Raw genomic sequence first — 24,468 nt, 5'->3', positions numbered from 1 at the left:
GAGGGGCAGCACGCTGGGATCCGAAGGGTAGCTCTAGGCTTTGAAGATCGTGAAGCCGAGAATGAGCAGCACGATGAAGATCACGACGAAGATGTAGAACAGGATCCGAGCCAAGTCGGCGGACGCGGCCGAAATGCCTGTGAAGCCGAAGATGCCGGCGATCACGGAAATCACCAGAAAAATCAGGGCCCATTTCAAGATCGTCATCGATGTGTTCCTCGTGAATTATGCTGCTTGAACGAGGAGAGCGGTCCAAGGTTCCGCAATTCACGGTGGAGATCGCCCGATGAGTGGCATGCTTAGCGCCGTCGCACGGTTTGAAGCGCGAGGGTGATCGGCTAGATTGCCGCCGCGGCACCCGGCGCGCCGAGGGACGATGAGACGACAATGAAGATCTGGAATTCGATCACGCGATCTTTGGCGATGTCGACCCTGCTGTTGACGGTGTCAGCGTCAGTCGCTCTGTCGCAATCCGCTGATCTGGTGCTGTGCGACCGGATCGCAGCTGATCCAGCGGATCCCGACAAGCCCGCAGGCATCAAGGGCGCGGCGGAGATCGCGGCCGGCGACGTCGAAACCGCGATCAAATATTGCCGGACAGCATCGGCCGGGTCCCGTCGCGCGATGTATGCGCTCGGCCGCGCCTATGCGGCGAACCAACAGCCGGCGGAGGCGCTCGCAGCGTTCCGTAAGGCGGCGGCGAAGGGCAGCACCTCGGCGATGGTCGAACTCGGCGTCGCCTATGCGACCGGCGCTGGCGTGACCAAGGATGAGGCGCAGGCGCGACAGCTGTTCGCCAAGGCGGCGGAAGCCGGCAATCCGCGTGGCATCAGCAATCTCGCCGCGCTCGGCGGCGGCGGTTCGTCGGATCCGGTCAAGACCCGCGCGCTGCTCGCCAAGGGTGCGGAGACCAATGCGGAGGCGCAATATCAGCTCGGCCTGATGCTGGCGGAAGGCATTGGCGGCGCCAAGGACGACGTCGGCGCTCGGGCGCTGTTTGACAAAGCAGCGGCGCAGGGCCATGCCGGCGCGCTGGAGCGGATGGGTGCATTCGCTCAGACTGGCCGCGGCGGCCCGAAGGATGCAGGCGCTGCCAAGGGATTCTACGAGAAGGCTGCGGCCCTCGGCAACGCCGATGCCGCGGCGGCGCTGAAGCGGGCGGACTGCCCGTACGCGATTAAGGACAAGCAGGGGAAGCTTGTGACCAATCTGTGCTTCTAGGACGTTTGGAGCATCCTCTTCGGGGCATTCCGTCCTGACTTGAAAATCTGCTAGCGAGTGATCGGGATGACCGTCTGGATCGTCGGCGTAGCCGCCTGTCCGAGCCGGCGCCGTCTGATCCAGGTCAACAACAGAGCACGGCCGCTATGAATAGAAACGCGGGATCGGGATCGGACGCCGGCCTACAGGCTCGGCCGGTGCGTTGTTCGGATTGCGGCGTCGAACACGAGCGGCGCGCGCCCTGTGCCCCCGCCGAACAATCGATCGCGCCAGAGGGCGAGTTATGAGCCAGCAAAAGACCCATGTCGGCCTGCTGATCAGCACGATCGGCGTGGTGTTCGGCGACATCGGCACCAGTCCGCTCTACGCGTTGAAGGAAACCTTCGCCGGCCATCACCCGATCGCGGTGACGCCGGAGAATATCTTCGGCGTGCTGTCGCTGGTGTTCTGGACCGTGATGCTGCTGGTCACGGTGAAATACGTCATCGTCATCATGCGTGCCGACAACCACGGCGAGGGAGGCAGTCTGGCGCTGCTGGCGCTGGTCACCGAGCTGACGCGCGGCCGACGGGTGCATTATCCGCTGATGATGCTGGGCGTGATCGCCGCGGCTTTGTTTTACGGCGACAGCATGATCACCCCGGCGATTTCGGTGCTCAGCGCGGTCGAAGGCCTCGAAGTCGTGACGCCGGACCTGAAGCTCTACGTCGTACCCATTACAGCAGTCGTGTTGACGGGGCTGTTCGCGATCCAGTCACGCGGAACGGGGCTGGTCGGGCGGCTGTTCGGCCCGGTCATGACGCTGTGGTTCGTCGCACTCGCCGTGCTCGGCGTCGCCAACATCGTGCGCTCGCCGGACGTGCTGCTGGCGATCAATCCGGTCTACGCGTTCGAATTCGTGTTCCGGCATCCGCTGATGAGCTTCTACGCGCTCGGCTCGGTCGTGCTGGCGGTGACCGGCGGCGAAGCGCTGTACACCGACATGGGCCATTTCGGCCGGTTTCCGATCAGGCTGGCCTGGTTTGGCCTGGTGCTGCCGGCGCTGCTGCTGAACTATTTCGGGCAGGGCGCGCTGCTGATCCACGATCCCAGCGCGATCCAGAATCCGTTCTTCCGGATGGGCCCGGAGTGGATGGTGGTGCCGATGGTGGCGCTCGCCACGGCCGCGGCGGTGATCGCTTCGCAGGCCGTGATCTCCGGCGCCTATTCAGTCGCACGGCAGGCAATCCAGCTCGGCCTGCTGCCTCGCATGACCATCGTTCACACCTCGGGCGAGGAAGCGGGCCAGATCTACGTGCCGTTCACCAACTGGACGCTGTACCTCGCCGTGATGGCGCTGGTGATCGGCTTCCAGTCGTCGAGCAATCTGGCTGCAGCCTACGGCATCGCCGTCACCGGCACGATGATGATCGACACCATTTTGGTGTCGTTCGTGATGGCGTTGCTGTGGCGCTGGAACATGGCGCTGGTGATCGCCGTGATCGGCACGCTGCTCGCCGTCGACTTCGCATTCTTCGCCGCAAATATCATCAAGGTGGCGCAGGGCGGCTGGTTTCCGCTGTTCATCGGCTTCATCTCGTTCACGGTGCTGACGACATGGCGGCGCGGCCGCGCGCTGGTGCGCAAGCAATTGAAGAAGCAGGCCGTGCCACTCGACGTCGTGCTACGCGCACTCGGCCCGAACGTGTCGCGGGCGCGCGGCACGGCGGTGTTCCTGACCGCCGCGACCGACGGCGTTCCGCCGGCGCTGCTGCACAACCTCAAGCACAACCAGACCGTCCATCAACGCGTGGTGCTGGCGACGGTGATGACCGCAGAAACGCCTTACGTGCCCGACAGCGAGCGGGTGCTGATGACCGATATCGGAGACGGCTTCCATCGCCTGATCATCCGCTACGGCTTCATGCAGACGCCGGACGTTCCCGCGGCGCTCGCGCTGTGCAAGCAGTTCGGGCACGAGTTCAACATGATGTCGACCTCGTTCTTTCTCAGCCGCGAGACCTTCGTGCCGAGCCTCAATCCCGGCATGGCGCTGTGGCGCGAGCGGTTGTTCACCTTCATGACGCTGAACGCCACGCGGGCGACGACCTTCTTCAAGATCCCGACCGACCGCGTCGTCGAACTGGGCACGCAGCTCGAAATCTGATTCAGATGCGAGGGCGGAGCGGTTGCCGCGGCGCTAAAGACTCTTCCACGTAATTGCGCGCAGTCCACCGTCAGCAGATATGCGGTCGGCAGCGTCGGCTATCCCGACTGTCTGCAGCGTCTGCCGGCCCATGCGCTGATCGGTGGCCGCTGAGCCCTGCCAGGACAGCCTTTGCGTTCAGGCAAGACCGAGCGCGAAGGCGAGGGTGCCGATCGCCGCGTGCGAGACGATCAGCGGCCAGATATTGCGCATCCACAGATAGGCGGCGCCCCACACCAGCCCGAGCAGAAAGGTATTCAGCAACAGCGCCGGATCGCCGTAGCAGAGGTGGATCAGCGAGAACATCGCCGCCGAATACAGCACATAGGCCCAACCGCCGCGCGCCAGCCGGTCGGTGATGAGTTTGGGAATCGAGCGGCACACCACTTCCTGGCAGGGGCTCGACACCAGTACGTAGAACGGCGCGAAGCTGAGCCAGGCCGGTGGCTTGGCATCGAACGCGAACATTTGCGTCTGCAGCAGCATCACCGCCGCGATCGCGCCGGTGACCGCGGCGCAGCCGAGCCAGTGCCGCCATTGATGCGGCCTGCCGAAGCCGAGCTCCGCGAACGACACGCCGGCCCAGACGCAGAGCCCGACGCACAGCCCCGACACCAGAATGAGGATGTGCATGCGATAACCGAACGGCAGCAATCCGAACTGGATCGCCAGCCCCGGCGCGGCAAGCAGCAGTGCCAGCCCGGCCAGCGGTAGCAGCGGGCGTGTCACGAAGCTGGGGATATCGGCTGCGGCGCGCGCACCCTGTCGCAAATCTGTCATCGGTGCATCATCGGCATTTCGCCAGATGATGCCAGTCACATCCGCGCCAGCCGACGATCTGAAAGGGCAGGCTGACTCAGCGCCGGCTGCTGACTCCGGCCCCGACGTCGAGGGCGCCGCCGATCCGGACGCAAGTGCTACCGCCTTCGACCTGGACGAAGCCGGGGCCGTAGACCGTGCACGGATTGCCTCTCGCCTGTTTCGGAAACGTCGTTTGCTTGGCAGCCGGACGTTTGTCATCGGCGGCGTAAGCGGCCGGTAACGAGGTGGCGAGCAGGAGGGCGATCAGCACAAGTCTCATACCTGCCTGATACCTCAGATACGCGGCCGTTTCCAGAAGTCGGCTCAGGGTTCCATGGCCGCAAAGTCGCCTCAATTTGCACGCTGAGCTGGGGTGCGGTGTGAAACCGCAGCTGCGGTTCGGCAATGCGCTTGACGTCGCCGCGGCGCTCGGATTTGAGGTAGCTGACGGTTTTGAGCAAACGCTGGTTGCGGTCGCGCACGGCTGAGCGCATTCGACGGGGATCTCGATGAAAACGATGATGGTCATGGTTGCGCTGCTGGCTTCGAGCGCAGCGCTGGCGCAAAATGCGGGCACTCCGCCGATGGTCGGCGATCGGCCGCTGGTGCAGGTCAAGCCGCGCGGCGACAAGATGGCTAAGACCGACGGCGCCAAGCAGGACAAGTCCGGAAAACCCTCAGTCGCGTCTCAGTTGCAGGCCTGCCTCGAGATCGAGGACGGCAGCAGAGAGCGGCTCGACTGCTACGACGCGATCTTCCCGCCGAAGCCGAAGGCACCGAAGAAGGGCGCCAAGCAGGTCACCGCCAAGGCCGTCGCCGATTGCCGCTTCACCAAGGAACAGGACGAGCGACTGGCCTGCTACAACGGCTTCGCCGACGCCCTTCCAAAGCCGCCGAAGACCTGAGCGCTTGCAAGCCGCACAACCCGATTCGCGGCCGGCAACAGCTTTGCAGGCGGCATGACCGGGCTTTCACCTGACACACCGCTCGGCAGGCTGATCGCCGCTCCGATGCGGCCGGGCCTCCTGACATGGATCGGCCTGCGTCCGGCGCGCCACGCCGCGATGACGTTGCCGGAGGAGGCGACGCTGATCGCGCAGACCGGCATTGTCGGCGACCGCTATCGCACGACCCGCGACGGCGCCCGGCAGGTCACGCTGATCGCCGCCGAAGACCTCGCCGCCATTGCGGCGTTCCTCGGCCGCGACAGCGTCGCCCCGGAACTGCTGCGCCGGAATCTGGTGACCCGCGGCATCAATCTCGTCGCCCTGAAGGGGCAGCGCTTCCGGATCGGAGCGGCGCTGCTGGAAGGATCCGGCGAGTGCGCACCGTGCAGCAAAATGGAAGCGACCTTCGGAGTCGGCGGCTACAATGCCATACGTGGCCGCGGCGGCATCACGGCCCGCGTGGTCGAGGGCGGCACGGTGCGGATCGGCGACCCGGTCGAGCGCGTTTAGGATGGATGCGGGCGCCGCATCTGCGCGGCGCCGAGGAACACCAGGGAGTTCGCCGATGTCTCTCCGTCTGCTCGTGCTGTACGGCTCGTATCGCTCCGACCGGATGGGGATCCGCCTCGCCAACTATCTGGTCGCGCAACTACGCGAACGCGGTGACGACGCCGAATTGATCGACGCAAAGGCGATCGGCCTGCCGATGCTCGACCGGATGTACAAGGAATATCCCAAGGGCGAGGCGCCGGCCGCGATGCAGGCGCTCGCCGACAAGATCCGCGGCGCCGACGGCTTCGTGTTCGTCACCGGCGAATACAATTGGGGAGTCCAGCCGGGCCTGAAGAACCTCACCGATCATTTTCTCGACGAGTGGTTCTGGCGGCCGGCCGCGATCGCCAGCTATTCGGCCGGGCGTTTCTCCGGCGTGCGTGCCGCCACTGCATGGCATGGTACGCTGAGCGAGATGGGCATGGTGGTGATCTCGTCGACGCTCGGGGTCGGGCCGATCGCGCAGACGTTGGACGACAGCGGCGCGCCTATCGGCGACGGCGGCAAGTCGCTGGCGCGCGCGTTCCCGCGCTTCGCCGACGATCTCGCCTGGTGGGCCGACGCCGCGAAGGCGCAGCGCGCCAAGGTCAAACCGCCTTATTGAGCGCGGGCCTGTCGCACCCTACATATTCGCCATGCACGACATCACCGAAGCCGAGATCGCCCAGCTCGTTCGCACCTTCTACGCCCGGGCGCGCGAGGACGACGAGATCGGTCCGATCTTCAATCGCGCGGTCGCCGACTGGGATCATCACATCGCGCAGATCAGCGATTTCTGGTCGTCGATGCTGCTCAAGACCGGCCGTTACGGCGGTCGGCCGATGCGGCCGCATCTGATGCTCGGCCTCGAACCCGCGCATTTCGACCGCTGGCTGAAATTGTTCGAGGCGACGGCTACCGAACTGTTCGCACCCGACGTCGCCGCCGCCTTCATCATCCGCGCCCGCCGCATCGCCGACAGTTTCGAAATGGGGATCGCGACGACGCAGGGCCGTGTCGCGGGGCCGAGGCATAGTGTGTAGTAGTTAGCGATCGTCGTTCGTTACTCATCGACCTCTCGTCATTCCGGGGCGCGCGAAACGCGAGCCCGGAATCCATAACCACCAGTATCAGCTGTTCGACACGTCGCCGGCCGTCAGAAATTCCAACGCGAGTCCGAGGCCTATGGATCCCGGGCCTGCGCTGCTGCGCAGCGCATCCCGGAATGACGGGGAGGGGCGGTGCTTCCGTTCGTCACCCGGTTGATTGGGGACGATTGGTCCCGCGCTTACTTCGCGCCGATCTTGTCCTGCGTCTTGCTGTCGAAGTCGCTGGCGTCGTGGCGTTCGTGGAGTTGGGTGGAGGCATCGCCGGAGACGCGGTTGACCATGCGGCCGCGTTTGACGGCGGGGCGGTCGGCGATCGCCTTGGTCCAGCGCTGCACGTTGGTGTAGCTGGCGACGTCGAGGAAGGTCGCACTGTCGCCGTACAGCCAGCCGCTGGCGAGGCCGCCGTACCACGGCCACACTGCGATGTCGGCGATGCTGTATTCGGAGCCGGCGAGATACGCGGTCTCGCCGAGACGGCGGTCGAGCACGTCCATCTGCCGCTTCACTTCCATCGCGAAACGGTTGATCGGGTATTCCCACTTCTCCGGCGCGTAGGCGTAGAAATGGCCGAAGCCGCCGCCGAGATACGGCGCGCTGCCCATCTGCCAGAACAGCCAGTTCAGGCATTCGGTGCGGCCCGCCGGCGTGGTCGGCAAGAACGCGCCGAACTTCTCCGCCAGATAAAGCAGGATCGAGCCCGACTCGAACACGCGGATCGGCGGGTTCGCCGAGCGGTCGAGCAGGGCCGGAATCTTCGAGTTCGGATTGACCTCGACGAAGCCCGACGAGAACTGATCGCCGTCGCCGATCTTGATCAGCCAGGCGTCGTATTCGGCGCCGCTGTGGCCGAGCGCCAGCAGCTCCTCGAGCATGATGGTGACCTTCTGACCGTTCGGCGTCGCCAGCGAATAGAGCTGGAGCGGGTGCTTGCCGACGGGCAGCTCCTTGTCATGCGTGGGGCCGGCAATCGGGCGATTGATCGACGCGAACTTGCCGCCGTTCTCCTTGTCCCAGGTCCAGACTTTCGGCGGCGTATAGGGGGCGTCGGTCATCAGCGGCTCCGGTTGCTCTTGTCGTTGCGGGTTGGGAAACAATGGCGAAGCCGCCATGCTTTGCAAGGGGCGGGGGGCGATCGGCGCTCTGCAAAGACGCGTGATCGCGCCGCCGCGCTACGCGGCCGACAAGCCGCCCTGCGTTGCAGCAGTCGATGTGACCGGGTGGTCGGCGTCCGCTTCCGGCCGCGCACAGCCGCCGCCGGAACGCTTGGCCGCATACAGCGCACGGTCGACGCGCTCGAGCAGTTGCGTCGTGGTATGTGCCGTGGTGCCGTCGCTGATCACCAGTCCGGCGCTGGCGCCGATCCGCACCGGCAGATCCGACAGCAGGAACGGTGTCGACAGATCCAGCACTGCGCCACGCGCAAGCTGCAGCGCCTCGTCGCGGCCGGGGTCTCCCTCCGTGATCGGCTTCAGCAGCATGAACTCGTCACCGCCGAAACGCGCAGCTATGCCGTCCGAGCCTGCGCACGCTTTGAGCCGCGCGGCGACCTGGCGCAGCAGATCGTCGCCGGCATGGTGGCCGTGACGGTCGTTGATCGGCTTGAAGCCATCGAGATCGACCGCGATCAGCGTGAAGCTGCCGCGCATGTCGGCCAAGGCTTCGAGGAAGCCGGCGCGGTTCGGCAGGTCGGTGAGGAAATCGTGCGTCGCCTGACGCGACAGCCGATGCTTGGCTTCAAGACGTTCGATGAAGGCGGCGCTGAGATGCTTGGAAGCTTCGCGCAGTGTCAGCCAGAACAGCACCAGCATGCCGGCGCCGATCTTGTAGGCGAGTTCGGGACGCATCAGACCGGCGGTACTGATCGGGATCAGCAGCATGGCGGACGCAGTGAGAATGATCCAGGGCCGGATCGCCGCGCGCGACACCATGCCGACGCAATACGACATCGCCAGACCGAACGCGATCCACGCGCCCGCTGCGTCGCCGAGCCACAGCGCGCGGAACGACAGCGCACCGAGCGCCAGGCTGAAGGCCGAGGCACCTGCCGCGTAGAGGAATTCCCAACGCACGACATCGGCATCGTTGAAGTTCGCCGCACGCGCTTTGTAGCGCAGCAACGAGAATACCCGCGCGGTGGCAAAAATCGCGATGGCCGCCGAGATCACCGCATAGCCGATGTCGCCGCTGATCAGCGTCAGCGCCACAGCACCGGTCACCGAGGTGACGCCGATCGCCGCGACCTGCGGCAACGACGAGTAGAGCAGCTCGACCAGTTCGCGGCGAATCCGCGGATCGGGATGCAAGAACCTGGTGAACAACGAGAGCGGCATACGCGGCACCATTCGTCGCGAGTTCCTAACAATCAATGGCAACAAGGACGCGGCGGCGCACTATCGACACGGCAGTGTTAACGCTCGGTCAATGAACAAGACCTGACCGCTTGTGAGCTGCAAGCTCTCCCCCGGTCATTTCGAGGCCCGCGCAGCCCGAACCTGGAATCTCTGCCGATCGACCAAGAGGGCGCTCAATAGCTGCCGGATTCCGGGTTCGCGCAGCTGCGCGTCACGCCCCGGAATGACGAGGGCGGAGGGCGATGCTCAGACCGGCGGCCAGCTGCGGAGCGCCATGTCGGCGAGCTTGCGCAACTGATCGCGCGAGGCGCCGCCGGCGGCCTGGACGGCTATGCCTTGCAGGATCGCGGAGACGTAGCGGGCGAGGTCGCCGGCATCGGCCGAGGCGGGCAGGTCGCCTTCGGCGATCGACCGGCCGAGCCGCTCGCATAGTTGCTGTTCAGACTTGGCGCGGCGCGCGGCCAATTCCTGCTTGATGGTTTCTGCAGCTTCGCCGCAGCACAGCGCGCCCTGCACGGCGAGACAACCGGGGTTGTCCGGATCGGTCATCGCATCGGCAGCGCCAAACAGAATGTGCTCAACCACCTCGCGCGCTGTCGGCTTCTCCAGGCCGGCCTGATAGTAGCCGCCGGGGCCATCGACGTAGCGATCGAGCGCCTTGCGGAACAGATCTTCCTTGTTGCCGAACGCTGCGTACAGGCTCGGCTTGGTGATGCCCATTGCCTCGGTGAGGTCGGACATCGAGGTCCCCTCGTACCCCTTGCGCCAAAACACGTGCAGAGCGAGGTCGAGCGCCGTGTCGACGTCGAATTCGCGGGGTCGGCCGATGGCCATTTTGAAGCACCTCCACAGTTTTCTACCAAACGGTAGATAAGTCTCTTGACAGCGGATGTCGAGCGTCCATTTATACCGGACGGTATGGATATGTGCACTGCAGCGTGGTATTATGTTCCTGCATGGGACGCTGGTTGCACGGGTGAGTTACTGAATTTGCAGGGCTTTTAGCAAGCTCGCTGACGGTGAATGGGAATCACGATGGCCAAGACTTTCGCTCGAAACGTAACGCTCGGCGCAGGCATTGTGGCGATCTCGGCTGCCCTGGCGGGTAGCGCTGCGCTGATCGACCGCACGGCGGCGCAGGCCGGGCCGGCCGCGCCGCCGCCCGCGGTGACAGCCTCGGTCGCGACTGTGGAGTCCAAGGCGACGACGCCATCCGAAGAGTTCTCCGGGCGCCTGGAGGCGATCGAACGGGTCGAGATCCGCTCGCGTGTCGCCGGCGCCGTGCAGGAGATCCGGTTCCGCGAGGGCGCGCTGGTCAACAAGGGCGACCTGCTGGTGATCATCGATCCGTCGCTCTACGCCGCCGAGGTCGACCGGGCGCAGGCCCAGCTGGCCGCTGCGCGCGCCCGCGTCGTGTTCACCAAGGCGGATGTCGAGCGCAGCCAGCAGCTCTCGAGCTCCAGCATCACCCAGCGCGAGGTCGACAACCGCCTCAACGCCTATCGCGAGGCGGAAGCCAATGTGAAGACCGCCGAGGCCGCGTTGCGGACCGCGGAGCTGAACCTCAGCTACACCGAGATCCGTGCGCCCGTGGCGGGCCGGATCGGCAAGGTCGAGATCACAGTCGGCAATCTGATTGCTGCCGGGCCGAGTTCGCCGCTGCTGACAACGCTGGTCTCGGTCAATCCGATCTATGCCAGCTTCAATGCCGACGAGCAGGTTGTCGCCCGCGCGCTGAAGACGCTGGCCGACGAGAAGACGCCGGGCGCGATCGACCGGATCCCGGTGCAAATGACGACCGGCGCGGACTCGGCGCCCGTCAAAGGCAAGATGCAGTTCGTCGACAACCAGGTCGATCCGCGCTCCGGCACGGTGCGGGTGCGCGCCGTGTTCGACAATGCCGAGGGCCGGCTGATGCCAGGCCAGTTCGCGCGGCTGTCGATGGGCCAGCCCAAGCCCGAGCCGGCGCTGCTGGTCAGCGAGCGCGCGGTCGGCACCGACCAGAACAAGAAATTCGTGATGGTAGTCGATGCCGAGAACCACGCCGAGTATCGCGAAGTGACGCTCGGCGCATCGGTCGACGGCATGCGCATCGTCGCCTCCGGGCTGAAGGAAGGCGAGCGCATCGTCGTCAACGGCCTGCAGCGGGTCCGGCCCGGCGCGACCATCAAGCCCGAGACGGTGGCGATGGACGGCGCCGGCGCCACGACCGGCAATGCGCTCGCACAGAACTAACCGATCCTGATCCCGCTAGCGCGGGACCTGATCCCTCACGTCACAATCGACAGCCGCGCGGCCGACGCCTCGGTCGCGCCAGGATTTCTGCGCCCGCGAACCAGCGGATCGATACGGACACAGCCATGAATTTTTCCAAGTTTTTCATCGATCGCCCGATCTTCGCAGGCGTGCTGTCGGCGGTGATCTTTCTCGCCGGCCTGCTATCGCTGCCGGTGCTGCCGATCTCCGAATATCCCGAAGTGGCACCGCCCACCATCGTGGTCACCGCCAACTATCCCGGCGCCAATCCCAAGGTGATCGCCGAAACGGTGTCGACGCCGATCGAGGAGCAGATCAACGGCGTCGAGAACATGCTCTATATGAGCAGCCAGGCGACCACCGATGGCCGCATGACGCTCAACGTCACCTTCCGGCTCGGCACCGATCCCGACAAGGCGCAGCAGCTGGTGCAGAACCGCGTGTCGCAAGCCGAGCCGCGGCTGCCGGCCGAAGTGCGCGCGCTCGGCGTCACGACCATCAAGAGCTCGCCCGACCTCACCATGGTCGTGCATCTGATGTCGCCGAACGACCGTTACGACATGACTTATCTGCGCAACTACGCGGTGCTCAACGTCAAGGATCGGCTGGCGCGGATCGAGGGTGTCGGCCAGGTGCAGCTGTTCGGCTCGGGCGATTACTCCATGCGGATCTGGCTCGACCCGCAGAAGGTCGCCGAGCGCGGCCTGTCGCCGAGCGACGTGGTGCGCGAGATCCGCGCCCAGAACGTCCAGGCGGCGGCCGGGCAGGTCGGCAGTTCGCCCGGCGAGCCGGGACTCGATCTGCAGCTCTCGATCAACGCCCAGGGGCGGTTGCAGACCGAGGACGAATTCGGCGACATCATCGTCAAGAACGGCGACAACGGCGAAGTGGTGCGGCTGCGCGACGTTGCGCGGATCGAACTCGGTGCGGCCGATTATGCGCTGCGTTCGCTGCTCAACAACAAGTCCGCGGTCGCGGTTCCGATCTTCCAGTCGCCGGGCTCCAACGCCATCCAGATCTCCGACAACGTCCGCAGGACGATGAAGGAGCTCAAGGACAACATGCCGGACGGCGTCGACTACGACATCGTCTACGACCCGACCCAGTTCGTCCGCGCCTCGATTGAAGCCGTGATCCACACGCTGCTCGAGGCCGTGGCGTTGGTGGTGCTGGTCGTCATCCTGTTTCTGCAGACATGGCGGGCGTCGATCATCCCGCTGATCGCGGTGCCGGTGTCGGTGATCGGCACCTTCGCGGTGATGCACGTCTTCGGATTTTCAATCAACGCGCTGACATTGTTCGGGCTGGTGCTGGCGATCGGCATCGTGGTCGACGACGCCATCGTCGTGGTCGAGAACGTCGAGCGCAACATCGAGCGCGGGCTCAATCCCAAGGAGGCCGCCTATCAGGCGATGCGCGAAGTGACAGGGCCGATCATCGCGATCGCGCTGGTGCTGGTCGCGGTGTTCGTGCCGCTCGCCTTCATCAGCGGTCTCACCGGGCAGTTCTACAAGCAGTTCGCCCTGACCGTCGCGATCTCCACGGTGATCTCCGCGTTCAACTCGCTGACGCTGTCGCCGGCGCTGGCTGCTCTGCTGCTGAAGGGCCATGACGCGCCGAAGGATGCGCTGACGCGTTTCATGGACAGGACGCTCGGCTGGTTCTTCGTGCGCTTCAACCGGTTCTTCACGCGCAGCTCGGAAGCCTATGGCGGCGGCGTCAAGCGTGTGATCTCGCGGCGCACAATCGGCATGGCGGTGTATCTCGTGCTGGTCGGCGTCACCGGCTGGCTGTTCCACGCCGTGCCGGGCGGCTTCGTGCCGGGGCAGGACAAGCAATATCTGGTCGGCTTCGCGCAACTGCCGGACGGCGCCACGCTGGACCGCACCGAGGAAGTGATCCGCCGAATGGGCGAGATTGCCCAGAAGGAGCCCGGCGTCGAGAACTCGATCCAGTTTCCGGGTCTGTCGATCAACGGCTTCACCAACTCGTCGAACTCCGGCATCGTCTTCATCGGCCTGAAGGACTTCGCCGAGCGCAAGGACAAGTCGCTGAGCGGCAATGCTATCGCGATGTCGCTGAACCAGAAGTTCGCCGGCATTCAGGACGCCTTCATCGCGATGTTCCCGCCGCCGCCGGTCGCCGGCCTCGGCACCATCGGCGGCTTCAAGCTGCAGATCGAGGACCGCGCCGGCCTCGGCTACGAGGCGCTGAGCGACGCCACCAAGGCGTTCGTCGGCAAGGCATCCGAGCAGAAGGAGCTGGCCGGGCTGTTCACCAGCTACCAGATCAACGTCCCGCAGCTGTATGCCGACGTCGACCGCACCAAGGCGCGGCAGCTCAACGTGCCGGTGACGTCGATCTTCGAGACCATGCAGATCTATCTCGGCTCGCTCTACGTCAACGACTTCAACCGCTTCGGACGCACTTATTCGGTGCGCGTGCAGGCCGACGCCAAGTATCGGGCGCGTGCCGACGACATCGGCCAGCTCAAGGTGCGCTCCGACTCGGGCGAGATGATTCCGCTGGCGACGCTGCTACGCGTCAAGGAGAGCGCCGGGCCGGAGCGGGCGATGCGCTACAACGGCTTCCTCACCGCCGACGTCAGCGGCGGCGCCGCGCCCGGTTTCTCCACCGGGCAGGCGCAGGATGCGATCGCCCGCGTCGCCAAGGAGACGCTGCCCAAGGGCGTTTCCTATGAATGGACCGAGCTGACCTATCAGGAGATCATCGCCGGCAATTCGTCGCTGATCGTGTTCCCGGTGGCGCTGCTGCTGGTGTTCCTGGTGCTCGCCGCACAGTACGAAAGCCTGACGCTGCCGCTGTCGATCATCATGATCGTGCCGATGGGGCTGCTGGCCGCGATGTTCGGCGTCTGGATCAGCAAAGGCGACAACAACGTCTTCACCCAGATCGGACTCATCGTTTTGGTCGGCCTGTCGGCGAAGAACGCGATTCTGATCGTGGAGTTCGCGCGCGAACTGGAGTTCGCCGGGCGCAAGCCGATCCAGGCGGCGATCGAGGCCAGCCGGCTGCGGCTGCGGCCGATCCTGATGACCTCAATGGCGTTCATCATGGGCGTCGTGCCGCTGGTAACCTCGACCGGCGCCGGCTCCGAAATGCGCCACGCCATGGGCGTCGCGGTGTTCGCCGGAATGATCGGCGTCACCGCGTTCGGCATCTTCTTCACACCAATGTTCTACGTGCTGCTCCGCGCGCTCGCCGGCAACCGGCCGCTCACTCAGCACGGGGAGGCGACTGTCGTCGATGCCCCGACACAGCCGCACGCATCGCACGCGCCCGAGCCAGAACCTCGCTCGGAGCGCGTGCCGATGCCTCACGAGTAGGCGCAAGCTGCGTGATCAGCTTGCTTGTTGGTGTCGTCGCCGTCATTTCCGAACGATTCTAATCCGAAGCGGCGGGACAAATCGTCGCGCGATTATTTCAAGATGTCGCTGTCCCGCAGCGACTTCTCTGGATGAATTCTATTCCTCAAGTCGTGCGCGACGATCCGACTGAGTTTACACGACCGATGACGCTGGCACGCCAGCAGCATCATCGGATTTGTGGACATGGACGTTCGAACAAGAAAAGCGACGAAGCAGGCTGCCCTGCTTTGCACGGTCAGCCTCATCGCGTTGGCGACCGACCTTCCGGACAGCGCGCATGCGCAATCCAATCTGCCTGCGGTCACGGTCGACGCGCCGCAGCAGCAACAACGGGCGCGCAGCGCAGCGACCCGGCCAGCGCGGGCGGCTGCACGGAACGCGCGATCCGCTCGCGCGCCGCAACCGTCGCGCCAGATCGCGTCGACGCCGTCGCTTTCGGTCAACGACCGAATCTATCCGGGCAGCCACAGCTACGTTGCGGGCACGTCGAGCTCGGCCTCCAAGACCGATACGCCGCTGATTGACACGCCGCGGTCGGTCAGCGTCGTCGACCGCAAGGAGCTCGACGATCGCGGCGTCACCAGCATCCCCGAAGCGGTGCGCTATTCGGCCGGCGTCACCACCGGCGGCTACGGCTATGACCCGCGCTTCGACCAGATCTACATCCGCGGCTTCGCGACGACCACGCTCGGCGACTTCCGCGACGGGCTGAAGCAGTATCCCGCCGGCTTCTCGACCTTCCGAACGGAGCCGTATCAGCTTGGCAGCGTCGAGATCATCAAGGGGCCGGCCGCCGTTCTGTACGGCCAGTCGGTGCCGGGCGGTCTGGTCGATCGCCGCTCGAAATTCCCTGTCGCAAATCAGGTCAACGAGATCGCCGTACAGGCCGGCACGTTCGACCGCTTCCAGACCGCGTTCGACATCGGCGGCGCCGCCAATCCCGACAAGTCGCTGCTGTATCGGCTCGTCGGCGTCGCCCGAAGCGGCAACACCAATTTCGATGTCGCCGACCAGCGGCTGCTGCTCGCGCCGTCGATCACCTGGCGTCCGACTGTGGACACCACGATCACCGCTTATGCGTTGGGACAGAAGGACGAGACCGACGCGAGCGTCGCGGCGATCAATCGCAACGGCAAGCTGCTGACCGTCAACGGCCAGTATCTGCGCTCCAGCGACCCATCCTACGACTATCTCAAGCTTTCCCAGGCTCAGGTCGGCTACAAGGTCGAGCACCGCTTCGACGAGGTCTTCACCTTCCGCCAGCATACCCGGTTCGGCTCGCTCCATACCGAGTCGCGTTACCTCAGCGGCAGCTTCGCCAACGCGACCACGCCGATCTACAACCGCGCCGCCTATGCGGTCGGCGACGATCAGACGAGCTGGCAGACCGATAACGCGCTGCAGGCGGATTTCGTCACCGGCCCGGTTGCCCACAAGGTGCTGACCGGCGTCAACTACGACCACAACGTCTGGGACTTCAAGCTCGGCTACAGCAGCGCGCTGACGGCTTACGCGCTCGACATCCGAAATCCGACCTACGGCGTCGCCGGCACCACGCCGGACTACAGTTCGGGTTCGCGCGCGACGCAGCAGCAGGTCGGCGTCTACGTGCAGGACCAGATGCAGATGGGCGGCTGGCACCTGTCGCTCGCCGGCCGGCACGACTGGGCCGATCAGACTCGCATCAACACCTACACCAACGCCGTCACCGGACAGCGTAACGACGCGGCGTTCTCCTATAGCGCCGGGCTGCTGTATCATTTCGATAACGGCGTCGCGCCCTATGTCAGCTACGCCACCTCGTTCCAGCCGTCGACCTCGATGGCGATCGACGGCAGCGTGCTGGCGCCGTCGGAGGGCGAGCAGTTCGAGGGCGGCGTGAAGTATCAGCCGCGCCCGGACGTGCTGCTGACCGCCTCGGTCTACGACCTCCGCGAGAAGAACGCCGCCAAGCTGTCGGGCTACGTCAACGGCATCGCCTATTACGCCTCCGTGGGCGAGATTCACGTCCAGGGCGTCGAGCTCGAGGCCCGCGCGCGGCTGACGCCGGAGCTCGAGACGGTGACGGCCTACACTTTCGCGGACGCCGAGATCACCAAGACGACTGTCGCCAGCGAGCTCAACAAGGTGCCGGCGGTGACGCCGAAGCACACCGCGTCGAGCTGGCTGAACTACACCTTCCTGAACGGTCCGCTGGACGGACTTGGGCTCGGCGCAGGCGTGCGCTACATCGATTCGACCTGGACCTCCAACGCCAACACCGATCGCAACGCCGGCTACACGCTGGTCGATCTGGCGATGCGCTACGATCTCGGCAAGCTGGCGCGGCAGTTCGCCGGCTTCCAGGCTTCGGTCAATGCCAACAATGTGGCCGACGAACAGATCGCGGTGTGCAACGCCGGCTTCTGTTATCTCAGTCAGGGCCGAACCGTGATCGGTACGCTGCGCTACCGCTGGTAGTATGGCGACCGCGATTGGGCTTGAGCCTGCGCCGACGAGGTGACGCTCGTTGCGCCGAGGCCGACGTTGCCAACAATGGATTGACCGCGTGCCGGTCAATCGGCCGGGACGATCGCGAGCCTGATGGCGTTCGCGCCGACGCCGCTGAACTGAAGCGATAGCTCGCCGGCGACGAGCCGGTAGCGCACCAGCTTGCGGAGGCCATTGCAATCGGTGGCTCCGCTGAAATCGGCGGGCCGGAGCAGATGACCGTTCTGCACCGCGTCGACCCATCCGCCGCTCGACAGCGCGACGGTGTAAAGGCCAGGCTTCCCGATCTGCTTGATGCGGACAAAGCCGGCGAACCGCTCGGCCGGCGACGGCCGCTCCGGCGGGGTCGGCAAAGCTGCGTCCGCGCTCGGCCGCAGCGACAGCGTGATCGCGATCGCCGGCAGTGAAGCGAGTTCAGAGCCCGAGGCGGCCTGGGTTGTGTCGCGGGCGCCGAGAACTGCCCGTTCGCGCTCGGCCGGCCATTTGAAAGCCGCGCAGCCGCTCGGCTCTGCTGCCGCGGCGACGCTGCTCCACAATCCAACACCCAGCGAAATGATCGCGGTTCGCCGAAGGGCGATCCGCATGAGGGCGATCGGCATGATACGGCTCCAACCTTCGGCGGCGCAAAGCGCGGCCGGGTTTGCAAATGGTCGGAACCCTCGTTCCTGAGACGCGGCCAGCGCTTACGGCGCGGCTGCGTGCAGGATAGCAAAAGCAAGGCGGGATGGAAGCGCGCCGAACGGGATCCGGCGCGCTTCCGGATGTTTGCTCAGGCCGGTTGAGCGCCGGTCTTGATCAGCGTGCCGACGTGCTGACCGCGCAGCGCGGCGGTCAGCCGGCCCGGCTTGAGGCCGTTGACCACCTGGACCTGTTCGATATGACGCGCGTTGGCCATCACGTCGAACAGCGCGCGGTCGAGCGGCAGCGTGCCGTCGTGCTTGGCGAGGTCGGCGTAGCTGGTCTCGCGCATCATCAGCGCGGTGTCGCCGGCCGGCGCATTGGGATCGATGTCGTAGATGCCGTCGACATCCTCGACGATAGTCAGCCCCGCCGCGCCGAGCGCGTCGGCAAGCAGGAAAGCGCCGACGTCGGCGCGATGCGGCGGGATGCGGGCGCCGGGGAATTCGTGGTTGTGGTAGGGCGGGAAGGCGCTCGCCACCACCGCGCGGGTGGCGGTGAGGTGAATGGCGAGCTGGCTCGCGACCGTCGGTTTCTCGATATAGGAAACTCCGTCCGGAGCCAGCAGCGTCGCGAGTATGTGGCCGTTCTGCCCGGCCTCGCTGGCGGCGAGCGGTGCGAGGCTGCCGACCGGCAAGCCGAGATCGAGCGCGACGCTGTAGAGATGCCGCGCCCGGATTCCAGCGCCGGTGAGGATCAGCAGGCGATGTTCGGGCAACAGCGAACGCAGCTCGTCGACGAGCGGCAGGATTGCCTCTGCGCCGCGGTCCATGATCGAGCGACCGCCGATCTTTACCACTTGCAGCCAGGGCAGGATGCGGATCGGGCGCTTGCCGGCGACGGGACGGGTGAGGTCATTGTCGAGCAGTGTCTGGCGCGCGAGCGGCGAGGCGACGTGCTTGATGTGATTGGTATCAGCCATGGTCGTTCCTCAGTTCGCGGTGATGATGGTGCCGACGTGCTCGCCTGCGAGCGCGCGGGTCAGATTGCCGGGGACGAGGCCGTTGATCACCTGGACCTCGCTGATGTGGCGTGACGCCTTGAGCAGGTCGAGCACCGGGAATTCAAGGATCGAATCCTGCAGGCCCTTGGCCTTCATCTCGTCGACCGAGATCTTCGGAATGAATGTCGCGTCCTTCGCCGTCTTCGGATTGGCGGTGTAGAGGCCGTTTTCGTCCTTCACATAGATCATCGCCTTGCAGCCGAACTGCTCGGCGACCAGGAAGCAGCCGGCGTCGGTGCGATAGGGCGGGATCACGCCGTTCGCTGCGGGACGCATCCACAGCCCGTAGGGCGGCATGCCAGAGAACACCACGGCGTTGACTTCCTTCAGATACAGCGGGACGGCGGACAGGCCCGCGTCGCCGACCGAGGAGATTCCGTACTTGGCTAGGAGTTGGCCGAGCATCTCGGCGTTCTGGCTCGCCACCGAGGCGCCGAGTTGCGACAGCACGCCGGCCGGCAGGTTCAGCCCTGCCGCGATCGAATACAGATGCCGCGCGCGCGTACCGGCACCGGTGCCGATCAGCAGTTTATGATTCTTGCGCGCTGCGACGATCTCGTCGACGAGGGGATAGACCGCGGCGCGGCCACGATCGATCATGCTCTGTCCGCCGATCTTGATTACGGTGGCGTCGGGCAGAATGCGGTAATCGGCTGCCGCTTCGGTTGCAGCGAGCAGCTCCGGATCGGTCAGCGATCGCTGCATCAGGAGCGCTTCGAGCTCCGCTGTCGGGGTGGTCATAAAGAATGGTCCTTTCGATAGGCAGATCGAGCCGTCACGGCGGTCATGCGGTCCTCCGAAATGGCTCTAGGGATTGTCAAAGTGACGCCGGAACGGTGAGCCGGACATGCAAATCTTGCCCGGCACGTTGCGCGGCCCCTCATCAGGGAACCGTGGCAACCTGTCGGGTACGGACGGGAGCGTCAATCCGGTATATCCCTATAATGGTGAGCAATCACAAGGCGTTATATAGTCGTACCTGACGACGGTCGGCGCGGGGCGCGGAGCCCGTGCCGTAGCTGACACCGTTCACCGGGATGCTCGGCGCGCTGCCGCCGAGCTCTGCGGCGGCCAGGTCGCGAGCGGCGGGCAAGACCTACGCCAACGCCGCGAGCACCCAAGTGCTCCCAGCCTGGACGCGGTTCGATCTCGGCGCGCGCTACACCTTCCTGTGGCCGTGGAACGGCAAGCCGATCTTTGTCCGCGCGGCGATCGAGAACGTCGAGAACTTCGGCTACTACTTGTCTACCTACAGCGGCTTGGTCGCCATCGGCGGGCCGCGGACCTATCTGGTGTCGACGACGTTCAACGTCTGACCGCCTCGCCCGAGCCAGGCCATCGGCGCGGGCGGTGGAGGGAGCAGGCGAAGGCTGTGGCATGCTGCGGCTGGGCCCCGCGGCGAGGGCGACGATAGGATACCGAGCACCCGCTCACGCGGCGAGGGAGGCCCGGCGGCTTCACCGGCCGCCGCGGCTGCGTCTTTCCCGGTTCATCGGAATGTCATAAGATTCGACACCGTCGCGTTCGCGCCGTCAGGAGATTGCAATCGATGCGCTTGCGTGTGCGAAAGGCCGCCCACCTGTTGGAACGCTCCGGCCTGGCGATGGCCGGCGCGGCGTGCGGGCTGTTCGTCGGCGCCCATGTCGGCACCAGCATCGGGGCGCTGACCACGGTCGCTTTCCTGCTGGCCATGATGGCGGTCGGGTTCGTCGGATTCTATCTGGGGATCGACATCCCGCCACTGCCGTTCCATCCCGGCGAAACCGATGCCGAGCACGAGGCACGCGGCGGCATCGATGCGGCCGAATTCCTGAGCGCGGTGGGGACGTTCTGCGCGACGTTGGCGGCGTTCGCCTCGGTGACACTCGTGGTGCTGCATATCGCGCCGCATTTGGCCTGGACCGGCATGATCCTGGCCGCGTGGCTGATCGGCGTCACGATGCAGATCGTCGCCGGCACCATCGGCCGAGCCCGGCGCTAGTTGATCGCGCGTTGCCGTCCTTGGCCGGTGAGCCCGCAGCTTCGTCGAACGAACGACGTTGAGCACTGATGGCGGTATCTGTTGGTGGCTGTCCCGTCGTTATTTGCGCGGGTGTGGGCACGCGCGAATATGTCTTTGACAGTGCTCGGCAGCACCAACTATCATTCATACGAATTATATTAGTGTTTTGATTTCCGGACTCGGGGTTCTTGGCGGTGAAATTGATTGAAGGCGTCCGCGGTGGCGCATCGCTTTTCCTCGGACGTTTCAACACTGTTACTCAGATCGCGATTGTCGCTCTCGCGGCCTTGCTGGTCGGCGGATTGTTGTTGTGGCTTTTCAACGAGGCGATCTACTACTACGTGGCCCGTTCCTACGCTGAAGAAATCGCCGATGTTTATGACCTCAACGCGGGTTTTACGCGGGCTGCCATCTGGACGAGCTTCGCCGCAGTCGTGGTCCTTGCTGGTCTTTCCTTCTCGTTCTCACGTACCAAGCGCTGGATCGGCCTAGGCGGAATGCTGATTCTCGTCGTCGGCCACGCGCTGCTGATCGGCAGGATCGATTCCAATTTTCGCAAGAATGGCGTGGCCGAAAAATGCTACGTCATGACGCGGACGAGCATCAAGAAGATGAATAGGTCCGGAATCGATCCCGAGACGGGAAGGGAATGCCGGCCCTTGACGCCGCAAATCGTCGAAAAGATCGACGAGTATCAGAGGGGACATCGGCCGACGCTCATTTCAGACGTCGATCCGACATTCTTCGATCCCACGACGGGCGAGCCCGTCGTTTGGTACTCGAAATCCGGCCAAGGGCAAATTCAGCTGTTCGACCTGATGGGCTTCCATCCGCAAACCGGTCAGGAACTGGTTCCGATCGACCGCGACATCGTGGAGGCATGGCGCCAGCAGAATGCAAAAGTCGTCCGCCGTGTGCCGCTTCGGCTTGAGGACCCCGTCCGTTACGGCTTCTATGACGCCACCACTGGCGCTGCGAGGGTGTGGTTCTGGCGCGATCCCTCCGGCGACTATGAGTTCTACGACGGACCCGGCTTCCACCCGCGATCTGGCGACGCCCTCAAGATCGTTACCCGCGATGTCATTTCGGATTGGAACCAACTGATTGACGCCAAGGCTGCGCGCAAAAAGGCGGAGCAAGAACAACGCGCATTAGAGGAACGCGCACGGGTCGAACGCGAGACGACGCAGGCGCGAGAGGCGGCCCAACGCGATCGCGAGGCGCGGGAGGCGGCTGCCGAAGAGGCCCGCCAGCAGCGTCAGAGCGGAGACGATTGCGATCGACTAGCAGGAAATCCGACCGACCCCCGTCGCGCCGGCTCAGGAGTGCCGTTCGAACTCCTGAAGCAGCAGGTCGCCGCGGCCCTTGAGGCTTGCGCGAAGGCCGTCGCGACATTTCCGGGCGAACTGAGGTATCAATATGAACTCGGCCGGGCGACGCAGCTGAAAGACAGGAAAGAAGCCTTCGATATCTTTTCCCGTCTCGTCCAATCAAACTATCCTGCGGCTTTCGACAATCTCGGCGGAATGTATCTATACGATCGCAAGGATCTTCAGACCGCCATCGCGTTGTTCAAGCGAGGGGCCAGTCTGGAAGATGCGGACTCGATGGTGAGCCTGTTCGACCTGATCGAAAAGGGGCTTTTGGCGACTCCCAACGCGGATCAGGCCAAGTTGACGTTGTTGAACCGCGCGACAGAACTTGGGCACTCAGGCGCGCAACGTGCTCTCGCCGTAGAGCTGCAGAAAGCCGAGCAGGCCCGCATCGATCAGATGAACCAGCAACAGATGATGCAGCTGTTTGGGGCTATCGTTCAGGGCGTTGCGCGGCGCTGACCGAGGCGCCGGAGACCCGCTTCTCCAACAACAAACCGCCCTCGCGAGGAGGGCGGCTGTCAGAGCCAGGCCGGGGAGCGTCCGCTCGTGGGCGAGGCGGACTGTGGCGTTGGCTATCTCTGCGATTAGCTTTTGCCGAAGAAGCCGGTGAACGCTGCCGGCAGCGGGATCCTGGCGACCAGCTGCGGTGCGAACACGACGGCGGCGATCGCAAGCGAGATCAGGACCGGCAGCAGTTCGAACTCACTGACTTGCACCACCAGCCAAACGGCGACGAACAGCGCAGCGAGTTCGGCGGCGAGATACAGCAGCACCGTGGTGAGCCCTGACCGCGCCAGCTTGCCGACCGGCGGCGCCGTGAAGCCGATGACCACCGCCACAACCAACAACGCGATCAGCAGCAGGAACAGGAAGGCCGCGGTCTGAAAGGTGGCTGCCAGCATCGTCACGCTCCTCGAACACGATGAAAGCGTGAGATTAGGCCGATTCCGCGGGGCGCGGAAGCAGCGGCGCTGTCAGGATTGCGCCTGACGACGAACGGCCGCCCCCCGGCGATCGCATGGCCGTGGCGATGGACTTCGCTGCGCCGCGCCCTTTATGCTGCGTTATCGCAGCCGCGGCTCGAACCGCGGCGCGCCAGAACAACAGGGATGGGAGACGCGGCATGAGGGACTTTGCCGGCAGGATTGCGGTGATCACCGGCGGCGGCACCGGGATGGGCCGCGAGCTCGCCCGCCAGCTCGTCGCAGAGGGCTGCCACGTCGCGCTGTGCGACGTCTCGGCCGAGGCGATGGTCGAAACCAAGGCGCTGTGCGAGGCCGATGGACGGCCACAGGGCCTGCGCGTCACCACGCATCTGGCCGACGTCGCGATCGAGGACCAGCTGACGCGCTTCCGCGACGAGGTCGCCGCCCAGCATCGCACCGAGCATATCCACTTGCTGTTCAACAATGCCGGGATCGGCGGCGGTGGCAGCATGATCACCAACAGCCGCGAGCAATGGGAGCGCACCTTCAACATCTGCTGGGGCGGCGTGTATCTCGGCACGCGGATCTTCCTGCCGATGCTGATCGCCGCCGACGAGGCGCACATCGTCAACACCTCGAGCGTCAACGGCTTCTGGGCCTCGATCGGCCCGACCACGCCGCACACCGCCTACAGCGCCGCAAAGTTCGCCGTGAAGGGGTTCTCCGAGGCGCTGATCGCGGACCTGCGGCTGAACGCGCCGCATGTGAAATGTTCGGTGGTGATGCCGGGCCATATCGGCACTTCGATCGTCGCCAACTCGCGCAAGATCCAGATCAGTGATGCCGGGGAAGACCTCTGCGCCGACGAGATCGCGGCGGCGCGCGTGCGGATGCGCGCGGCCGGCGTGGTCGAGACCGAGCTGTCCGACGACGAGATCCGCGCGATGGCGCGAGAGCGGGCGCGCAGTTTCCGCGAGGACGCGCCGACCAGCGCCGCCGCCGCGGCGCGGATCATTCTGGACGGCGTGAGATCAGAACGATGGCGCATCCTGGTCGGTGACGACGCGCATCTGCTCGACCAGCGCGTGCGTTCAACCCCAGAGCGCGCCTACGAGCTCGACTTCTACCAGAGCTTCGCTACCGAGGTCGGATGGCGGCTCGGGTAGCGCCCAGGCTTCGCGGCAAGGCTGCTCGTCGTTCCCG

The 24,468-nt window shown here is 65.1% G+C and carries 22 protein-coding genes and 1 pseudogene; 13 read left to right on the top strand and 10 right to left on the bottom strand.

Features of this window, described 5'->3' with window-relative positions; translation table 11 throughout:
- Positions 1 to 33: 33 nt before the first annotated feature.
- Positions 34 to 207, bottom strand: a complete 174-nt coding sequence (locus tag LPW26_RS07195; RefSeq protein ID WP_238733819.1) for a DUF1328 domain-containing protein — start codon at positions 205 to 207, stop codon at positions 34 to 36.
- A 216-nt stretch (positions 208 to 423) separates the two neighbouring features.
- On the opposite strand from LPW26_RS07195, the gene LPW26_RS07190 reads away from it, so the two are divergent.
- Complete coding sequence (locus tag LPW26_RS07190) at positions 424 to 1,221, top strand: tetratricopeptide repeat protein (RefSeq protein WP_238733926.1); 798 nt, start codon at positions 424 to 426, stop codon at positions 1,219 to 1,221.
- A 283-nt stretch (positions 1,222 to 1,504) separates the two neighbouring features.
- Positions 1,505 to 3,367 carry a potassium transporter Kup gene (locus LPW26_RS07185; protein ID WP_238733817.1) on the top strand — a complete coding sequence of 621 codons (1,863 nt, stop codon included), beginning with the start codon at positions 1,505 to 1,507 and terminating at the stop codon, positions 3,365 to 3,367.
- A 177-nt stretch (positions 3,368 to 3,544) separates the two neighbouring features.
- Here LPW26_RS07185 and LPW26_RS07180 read toward each other — a convergent pair whose 3' ends face one another.
- Together LPW26_RS07180 and LPW26_RS07175 are read right to left on the bottom strand one after the other, a co-directional pair.
- Positions 3,545 to 4,186, bottom strand: a complete 642-nt coding sequence (locus tag LPW26_RS07180; protein ID WP_238733815.1) for a CPBP family intramembrane glutamic endopeptidase — start codon at positions 4,184 to 4,186, stop codon at positions 3,545 to 3,547.
- Positions 4,187 to 4,262: 76 nt separating this feature from the next.
- Complete coding sequence (locus LPW26_RS07175) at positions 4,263 to 4,736, bottom strand: hypothetical protein (RefSeq protein WP_238733813.1); 474 nt, start codon at positions 4,734 to 4,736, stop codon at positions 4,263 to 4,265.
- Here LPW26_RS07175 and LPW26_RS07170 point away from each other — a divergent pair.
- From LPW26_RS07170 to LPW26_RS07155, 4 genes are read left to right on the top strand one after another with little or no spacing between them, the layout of a single operon-like run.
- On the top strand, positions 4,717 to 5,112 hold the full coding sequence (locus LPW26_RS07170; protein WP_238733811.1) for a hypothetical protein: 396 nt from the start codon (positions 4,717 to 4,719) through the stop codon (positions 5,110 to 5,112). The genes LPW26_RS07175 and LPW26_RS07170 overlap by 20 nt on opposite strands.
- Before the next feature lie 54 nt (positions 5,113 to 5,166).
- Positions 5,167 to 5,664 (top strand): MOSC domain-containing protein, encoded by a 498-nt coding sequence (locus LPW26_RS07165; protein WP_238733809.1) that lies wholly within the window; start codon positions 5,167 to 5,169, stop codon positions 5,662 to 5,664.
- 55 nt (positions 5,665 to 5,719) lie between these two features.
- A complete protein-coding gene (locus tag LPW26_RS07160) occupies positions 5,720 to 6,310 on the top strand; it encodes an NADPH-dependent FMN reductase (RefSeq protein WP_238733807.1) in 591 nt (196 codons plus the stop codon).
- Positions 6,311 to 6,341: 31 nt separating this feature from the next.
- Positions 6,342 to 6,728 (top strand): group III truncated hemoglobin, encoded by a 387-nt coding sequence (locus LPW26_RS07155; protein WP_238733806.1) that lies wholly within the window; start codon positions 6,342 to 6,344, stop codon positions 6,726 to 6,728.
- A 245-nt stretch (positions 6,729 to 6,973) separates the two neighbouring features.
- Here the strand turns inward: LPW26_RS07155 and yghU are convergent, their stop codons facing one another.
- The 3 genes from yghU to LPW26_RS07140 all read right to left on the bottom strand — a co-directional run bounded on the left by yghU (position 6,974) and on the right by LPW26_RS07140 (position 9,979).
- A complete protein-coding gene (gene yghU, locus LPW26_RS07150; RefSeq protein WP_238733804.1) occupies positions 6,974 to 7,846 on the bottom strand; it encodes a glutathione-dependent disulfide-bond oxidoreductase in 873 nt (290 codons plus the stop codon).
- 117 nt (positions 7,847 to 7,963) lie between these two features.
- The gene (locus LPW26_RS07145) at positions 7,964 to 9,124 is read right to left on the bottom strand and encodes a GGDEF domain-containing protein (protein WP_238733802.1); all 1,161 of its coding nucleotides are present in this window, start codon (positions 9,122 to 9,124) and stop codon (positions 7,964 to 7,966) included.
- A gap of 267 nt (positions 9,125 to 9,391) precedes the next feature.
- On the bottom strand, positions 9,392 to 9,979 hold the full coding sequence (locus tag LPW26_RS07140) for a TetR/AcrR family transcriptional regulator (protein WP_238733801.1): 588 nt from the start codon (positions 9,977 to 9,979) through the stop codon (positions 9,392 to 9,394).
- A 201-nt stretch (positions 9,980 to 10,180) separates the two neighbouring features.
- On the opposite strand from LPW26_RS07140, the gene LPW26_RS07135 reads away from it, so the two are divergent.
- The 3 genes from LPW26_RS07135 (at position 10,181) to LPW26_RS07125 (ending at position 17,250) form a co-directional block, all read left to right on the top strand.
- Complete coding sequence (locus LPW26_RS07135; RefSeq protein ID WP_238733800.1) at positions 10,181 to 11,380, top strand: efflux RND transporter periplasmic adaptor subunit; 1,200 nt, start codon at positions 10,181 to 10,183, stop codon at positions 11,378 to 11,380.
- 125 nt (positions 11,381 to 11,505) lie between these two features.
- Positions 11,506 to 14,748, top strand: coding sequence for an efflux RND transporter permease subunit (locus LPW26_RS07130; RefSeq protein WP_238733799.1), 3,243 nt, complete (start codon positions 11,506 to 11,508; stop codon positions 14,746 to 14,748).
- 225 nt (positions 14,749 to 14,973) lie between these two features.
- The gene (locus tag LPW26_RS07125; protein ID WP_238733798.1) at positions 14,974 to 17,250 is read left to right on the top strand and encodes a TonB-dependent siderophore receptor; all 2,277 of its coding nucleotides are present in this window, start codon (positions 14,974 to 14,976) and stop codon (positions 17,248 to 17,250) included.
- Between the two features lie 95 nt (positions 17,251 to 17,345).
- On the opposite strand, the gene LPW26_RS07120 is transcribed toward LPW26_RS07125, so the two are convergent.
- The 3 genes from LPW26_RS07120 to LPW26_RS07110 all read right to left on the bottom strand — a co-directional run bounded on the left by LPW26_RS07120 (position 17,346) and on the right by LPW26_RS07110 (position 19,702).
- Complete coding sequence (locus LPW26_RS07120; RefSeq protein WP_238733796.1) at positions 17,346 to 17,879, bottom strand: hypothetical protein; 534 nt, start codon at positions 17,877 to 17,879, stop codon at positions 17,346 to 17,348.
- A 170-nt stretch (positions 17,880 to 18,049) separates the two neighbouring features.
- Positions 18,050 to 18,880, bottom strand: coding sequence for an amino acid kinase family protein (locus LPW26_RS07115; protein ID WP_238733794.1), 831 nt, complete (start codon positions 18,878 to 18,880; stop codon positions 18,050 to 18,052).
- A 9-nt stretch (positions 18,881 to 18,889) separates the two neighbouring features.
- The gene (locus tag LPW26_RS07110) at positions 18,890 to 19,702 is read right to left on the bottom strand and encodes an amino acid kinase family protein (protein ID WP_238733792.1); all 813 of its coding nucleotides are present in this window, start codon (positions 19,700 to 19,702) and stop codon (positions 18,890 to 18,892) included.
- A gap of 347 nt (positions 19,703 to 20,049) precedes the next feature.
- Between LPW26_RS07110 and LPW26_RS07105 the strand changes: the two are divergent.
- The 3 genes and pseudogenes from LPW26_RS07105 to LPW26_RS07095 all read left to right on the top strand — a co-directional run.
- Positions 20,050 to 20,277, top strand: a pseudogene (locus LPW26_RS07105) (hypothetical protein); the annotation flags it as partial.
- A gap of 233 nt (positions 20,278 to 20,510) precedes the next feature.
- Positions 20,511 to 20,942 (top strand): hypothetical protein, encoded by a 432-nt coding sequence (locus LPW26_RS07100; RefSeq protein WP_238733790.1) that lies wholly within the window; start codon positions 20,511 to 20,513, stop codon positions 20,940 to 20,942.
- Between the two features lie 209 nt (positions 20,943 to 21,151).
- On the top strand, positions 21,152 to 22,798 hold the full coding sequence (locus LPW26_RS07095; protein WP_238733788.1) for a tetratricopeptide repeat protein: 1,647 nt from the start codon (positions 21,152 to 21,154) through the stop codon (positions 22,796 to 22,798).
- Positions 22,799 to 22,923: 125 nt separating this feature from the next.
- Here LPW26_RS07095 and LPW26_RS07090 read toward each other — a convergent pair whose 3' ends face one another.
- On the bottom strand, positions 22,924 to 23,241 hold the full coding sequence (locus tag LPW26_RS07090) for a hypothetical protein (protein WP_238733787.1): 318 nt from the start codon (positions 23,239 to 23,241) through the stop codon (positions 22,924 to 22,926).
- 221 nt (positions 23,242 to 23,462) lie between these two features.
- Here LPW26_RS07090 and LPW26_RS07085 point away from each other — a divergent pair, with 221 nt between their 5' ends.
- A complete protein-coding gene (locus tag LPW26_RS07085; RefSeq protein WP_238733786.1) occupies positions 23,463 to 24,431 on the top strand; it encodes an SDR family NAD(P)-dependent oxidoreductase in 969 nt (322 codons plus the stop codon).
- The last annotated feature ends 37 nt before the right edge of the window (positions 24,432 to 24,468 follow it).

The sequence above is a fragment of the Rhodopseudomonas infernalis genome (assembly GCF_022271405.1).
Taxonomy (GTDB): domain Bacteria; phylum Pseudomonadota; class Alphaproteobacteria; order Rhizobiales; family Xanthobacteraceae; genus Rhodopseudomonas; species Rhodopseudomonas infernalis.
The sequence above is the reverse complement of the archived record's forward strand: the minus strand, read 5'-3'. Positions and strand labels throughout refer to the sequence as shown.

What these genes read in the sequence shown, in the direction of transcription:
- LPW26_RS07195 (WP_238733819.1), bottom strand. Translation starts at nt 207, where the DNA reads ATGACGATCTTGAAATGGGCCCTGATTTTTCTGGTGATTTCCGTGATC.
- LPW26_RS07190 (WP_238733926.1), top strand. Translation starts at nt 424, where the DNA reads ATGTCGACCCTGCTGTTGACGGTGTCAGCGTCAGTCGCTCTGTCGCAA.
- LPW26_RS07185 (WP_238733817.1), top strand. Translation starts at nt 1,505, where the DNA reads ATGAGCCAGCAAAAGACCCATGTCGGCCTGCTGATCAGCACGATCGGC.
- LPW26_RS07180 (WP_238733815.1), bottom strand. Translation starts at nt 4,186, where the DNA reads ATGACAGATTTGCGACAGGGTGCGCGCGCCGCAGCCGATATCCCCAGC.
- LPW26_RS07170 (WP_238733811.1), top strand. Translation starts at nt 4,717, where the DNA reads ATGAAAACGATGATGGTCATGGTTGCGCTGCTGGCTTCGAGCGCAGCG.
- LPW26_RS07175 (WP_238733813.1), bottom strand. Translation starts at nt 4,736, where the DNA reads ATGACCATCATCGTTTTCATCGAGATCCCCGTCGAATGCGCTCAGCCG.
- LPW26_RS07165 (WP_238733809.1), top strand. Translation starts at nt 5,167, where the DNA reads ATGACCGGGCTTTCACCTGACACACCGCTCGGCAGGCTGATCGCCGCT.
- LPW26_RS07160 (WP_238733807.1), top strand. Translation starts at nt 5,720, where the DNA reads ATGTCTCTCCGTCTGCTCGTGCTGTACGGCTCGTATCGCTCCGACCGG.
- LPW26_RS07155 (WP_238733806.1), top strand. Translation starts at nt 6,342, where the DNA reads ATGCACGACATCACCGAAGCCGAGATCGCCCAGCTCGTTCGCACCTTC.
- yghU (WP_238733804.1), bottom strand. Translation starts at nt 7,846, where the DNA reads ATGACCGACGCCCCCTATACGCCGCCGAAAGTCTGGACCTGGGACAAG.
- LPW26_RS07145 (WP_238733802.1), bottom strand. Translation starts at nt 9,124, where the DNA reads ATGCCGCTCTCGTTGTTCACCAGGTTCTTGCATCCCGATCCGCGGATT.
- LPW26_RS07140 (WP_238733801.1), bottom strand. Translation starts at nt 9,979, where the DNA reads ATGGCCATCGGCCGACCCCGCGAATTCGACGTCGACACGGCGCTCGAC.
- LPW26_RS07135 (WP_238733800.1), top strand. Translation starts at nt 10,181, where the DNA reads ATGGCCAAGACTTTCGCTCGAAACGTAACGCTCGGCGCAGGCATTGTG.
- LPW26_RS07130 (WP_238733799.1), top strand. Translation starts at nt 11,506, where the DNA reads ATGAATTTTTCCAAGTTTTTCATCGATCGCCCGATCTTCGCAGGCGTG.
- LPW26_RS07125 (WP_238733798.1), top strand. Translation starts at nt 14,974, where the DNA reads ATGGACGTTCGAACAAGAAAAGCGACGAAGCAGGCTGCCCTGCTTTGC.
- LPW26_RS07120 (WP_238733796.1), bottom strand. Translation starts at nt 17,879, where the DNA reads ATGCCGATCGCCCTCATGCGGATCGCCCTTCGGCGAACCGCGATCATT.
- LPW26_RS07115 (WP_238733794.1), bottom strand. Translation starts at nt 18,880, where the DNA reads ATGGCTGATACCAATCACATCAAGCACGTCGCCTCGCCGCTCGCGCGC.
- LPW26_RS07110 (WP_238733792.1), bottom strand. Translation starts at nt 19,702, where the DNA reads ATGACCACCCCGACAGCGGAGCTCGAAGCGCTCCTGATGCAGCGATCG.
- LPW26_RS07100 (WP_238733790.1), top strand. Translation starts at nt 20,511, where the DNA reads ATGCGCTTGCGTGTGCGAAAGGCCGCCCACCTGTTGGAACGCTCCGGC.
- LPW26_RS07090 (WP_238733787.1), bottom strand. Translation starts at nt 23,241, where the DNA reads ATGCTGGCAGCCACCTTTCAGACCGCGGCCTTCCTGTTCCTGCTGCTG.
- LPW26_RS07085 (WP_238733786.1), top strand. Translation starts at nt 23,463, where the DNA reads ATGAGGGACTTTGCCGGCAGGATTGCGGTGATCACCGGCGGCGGCACC.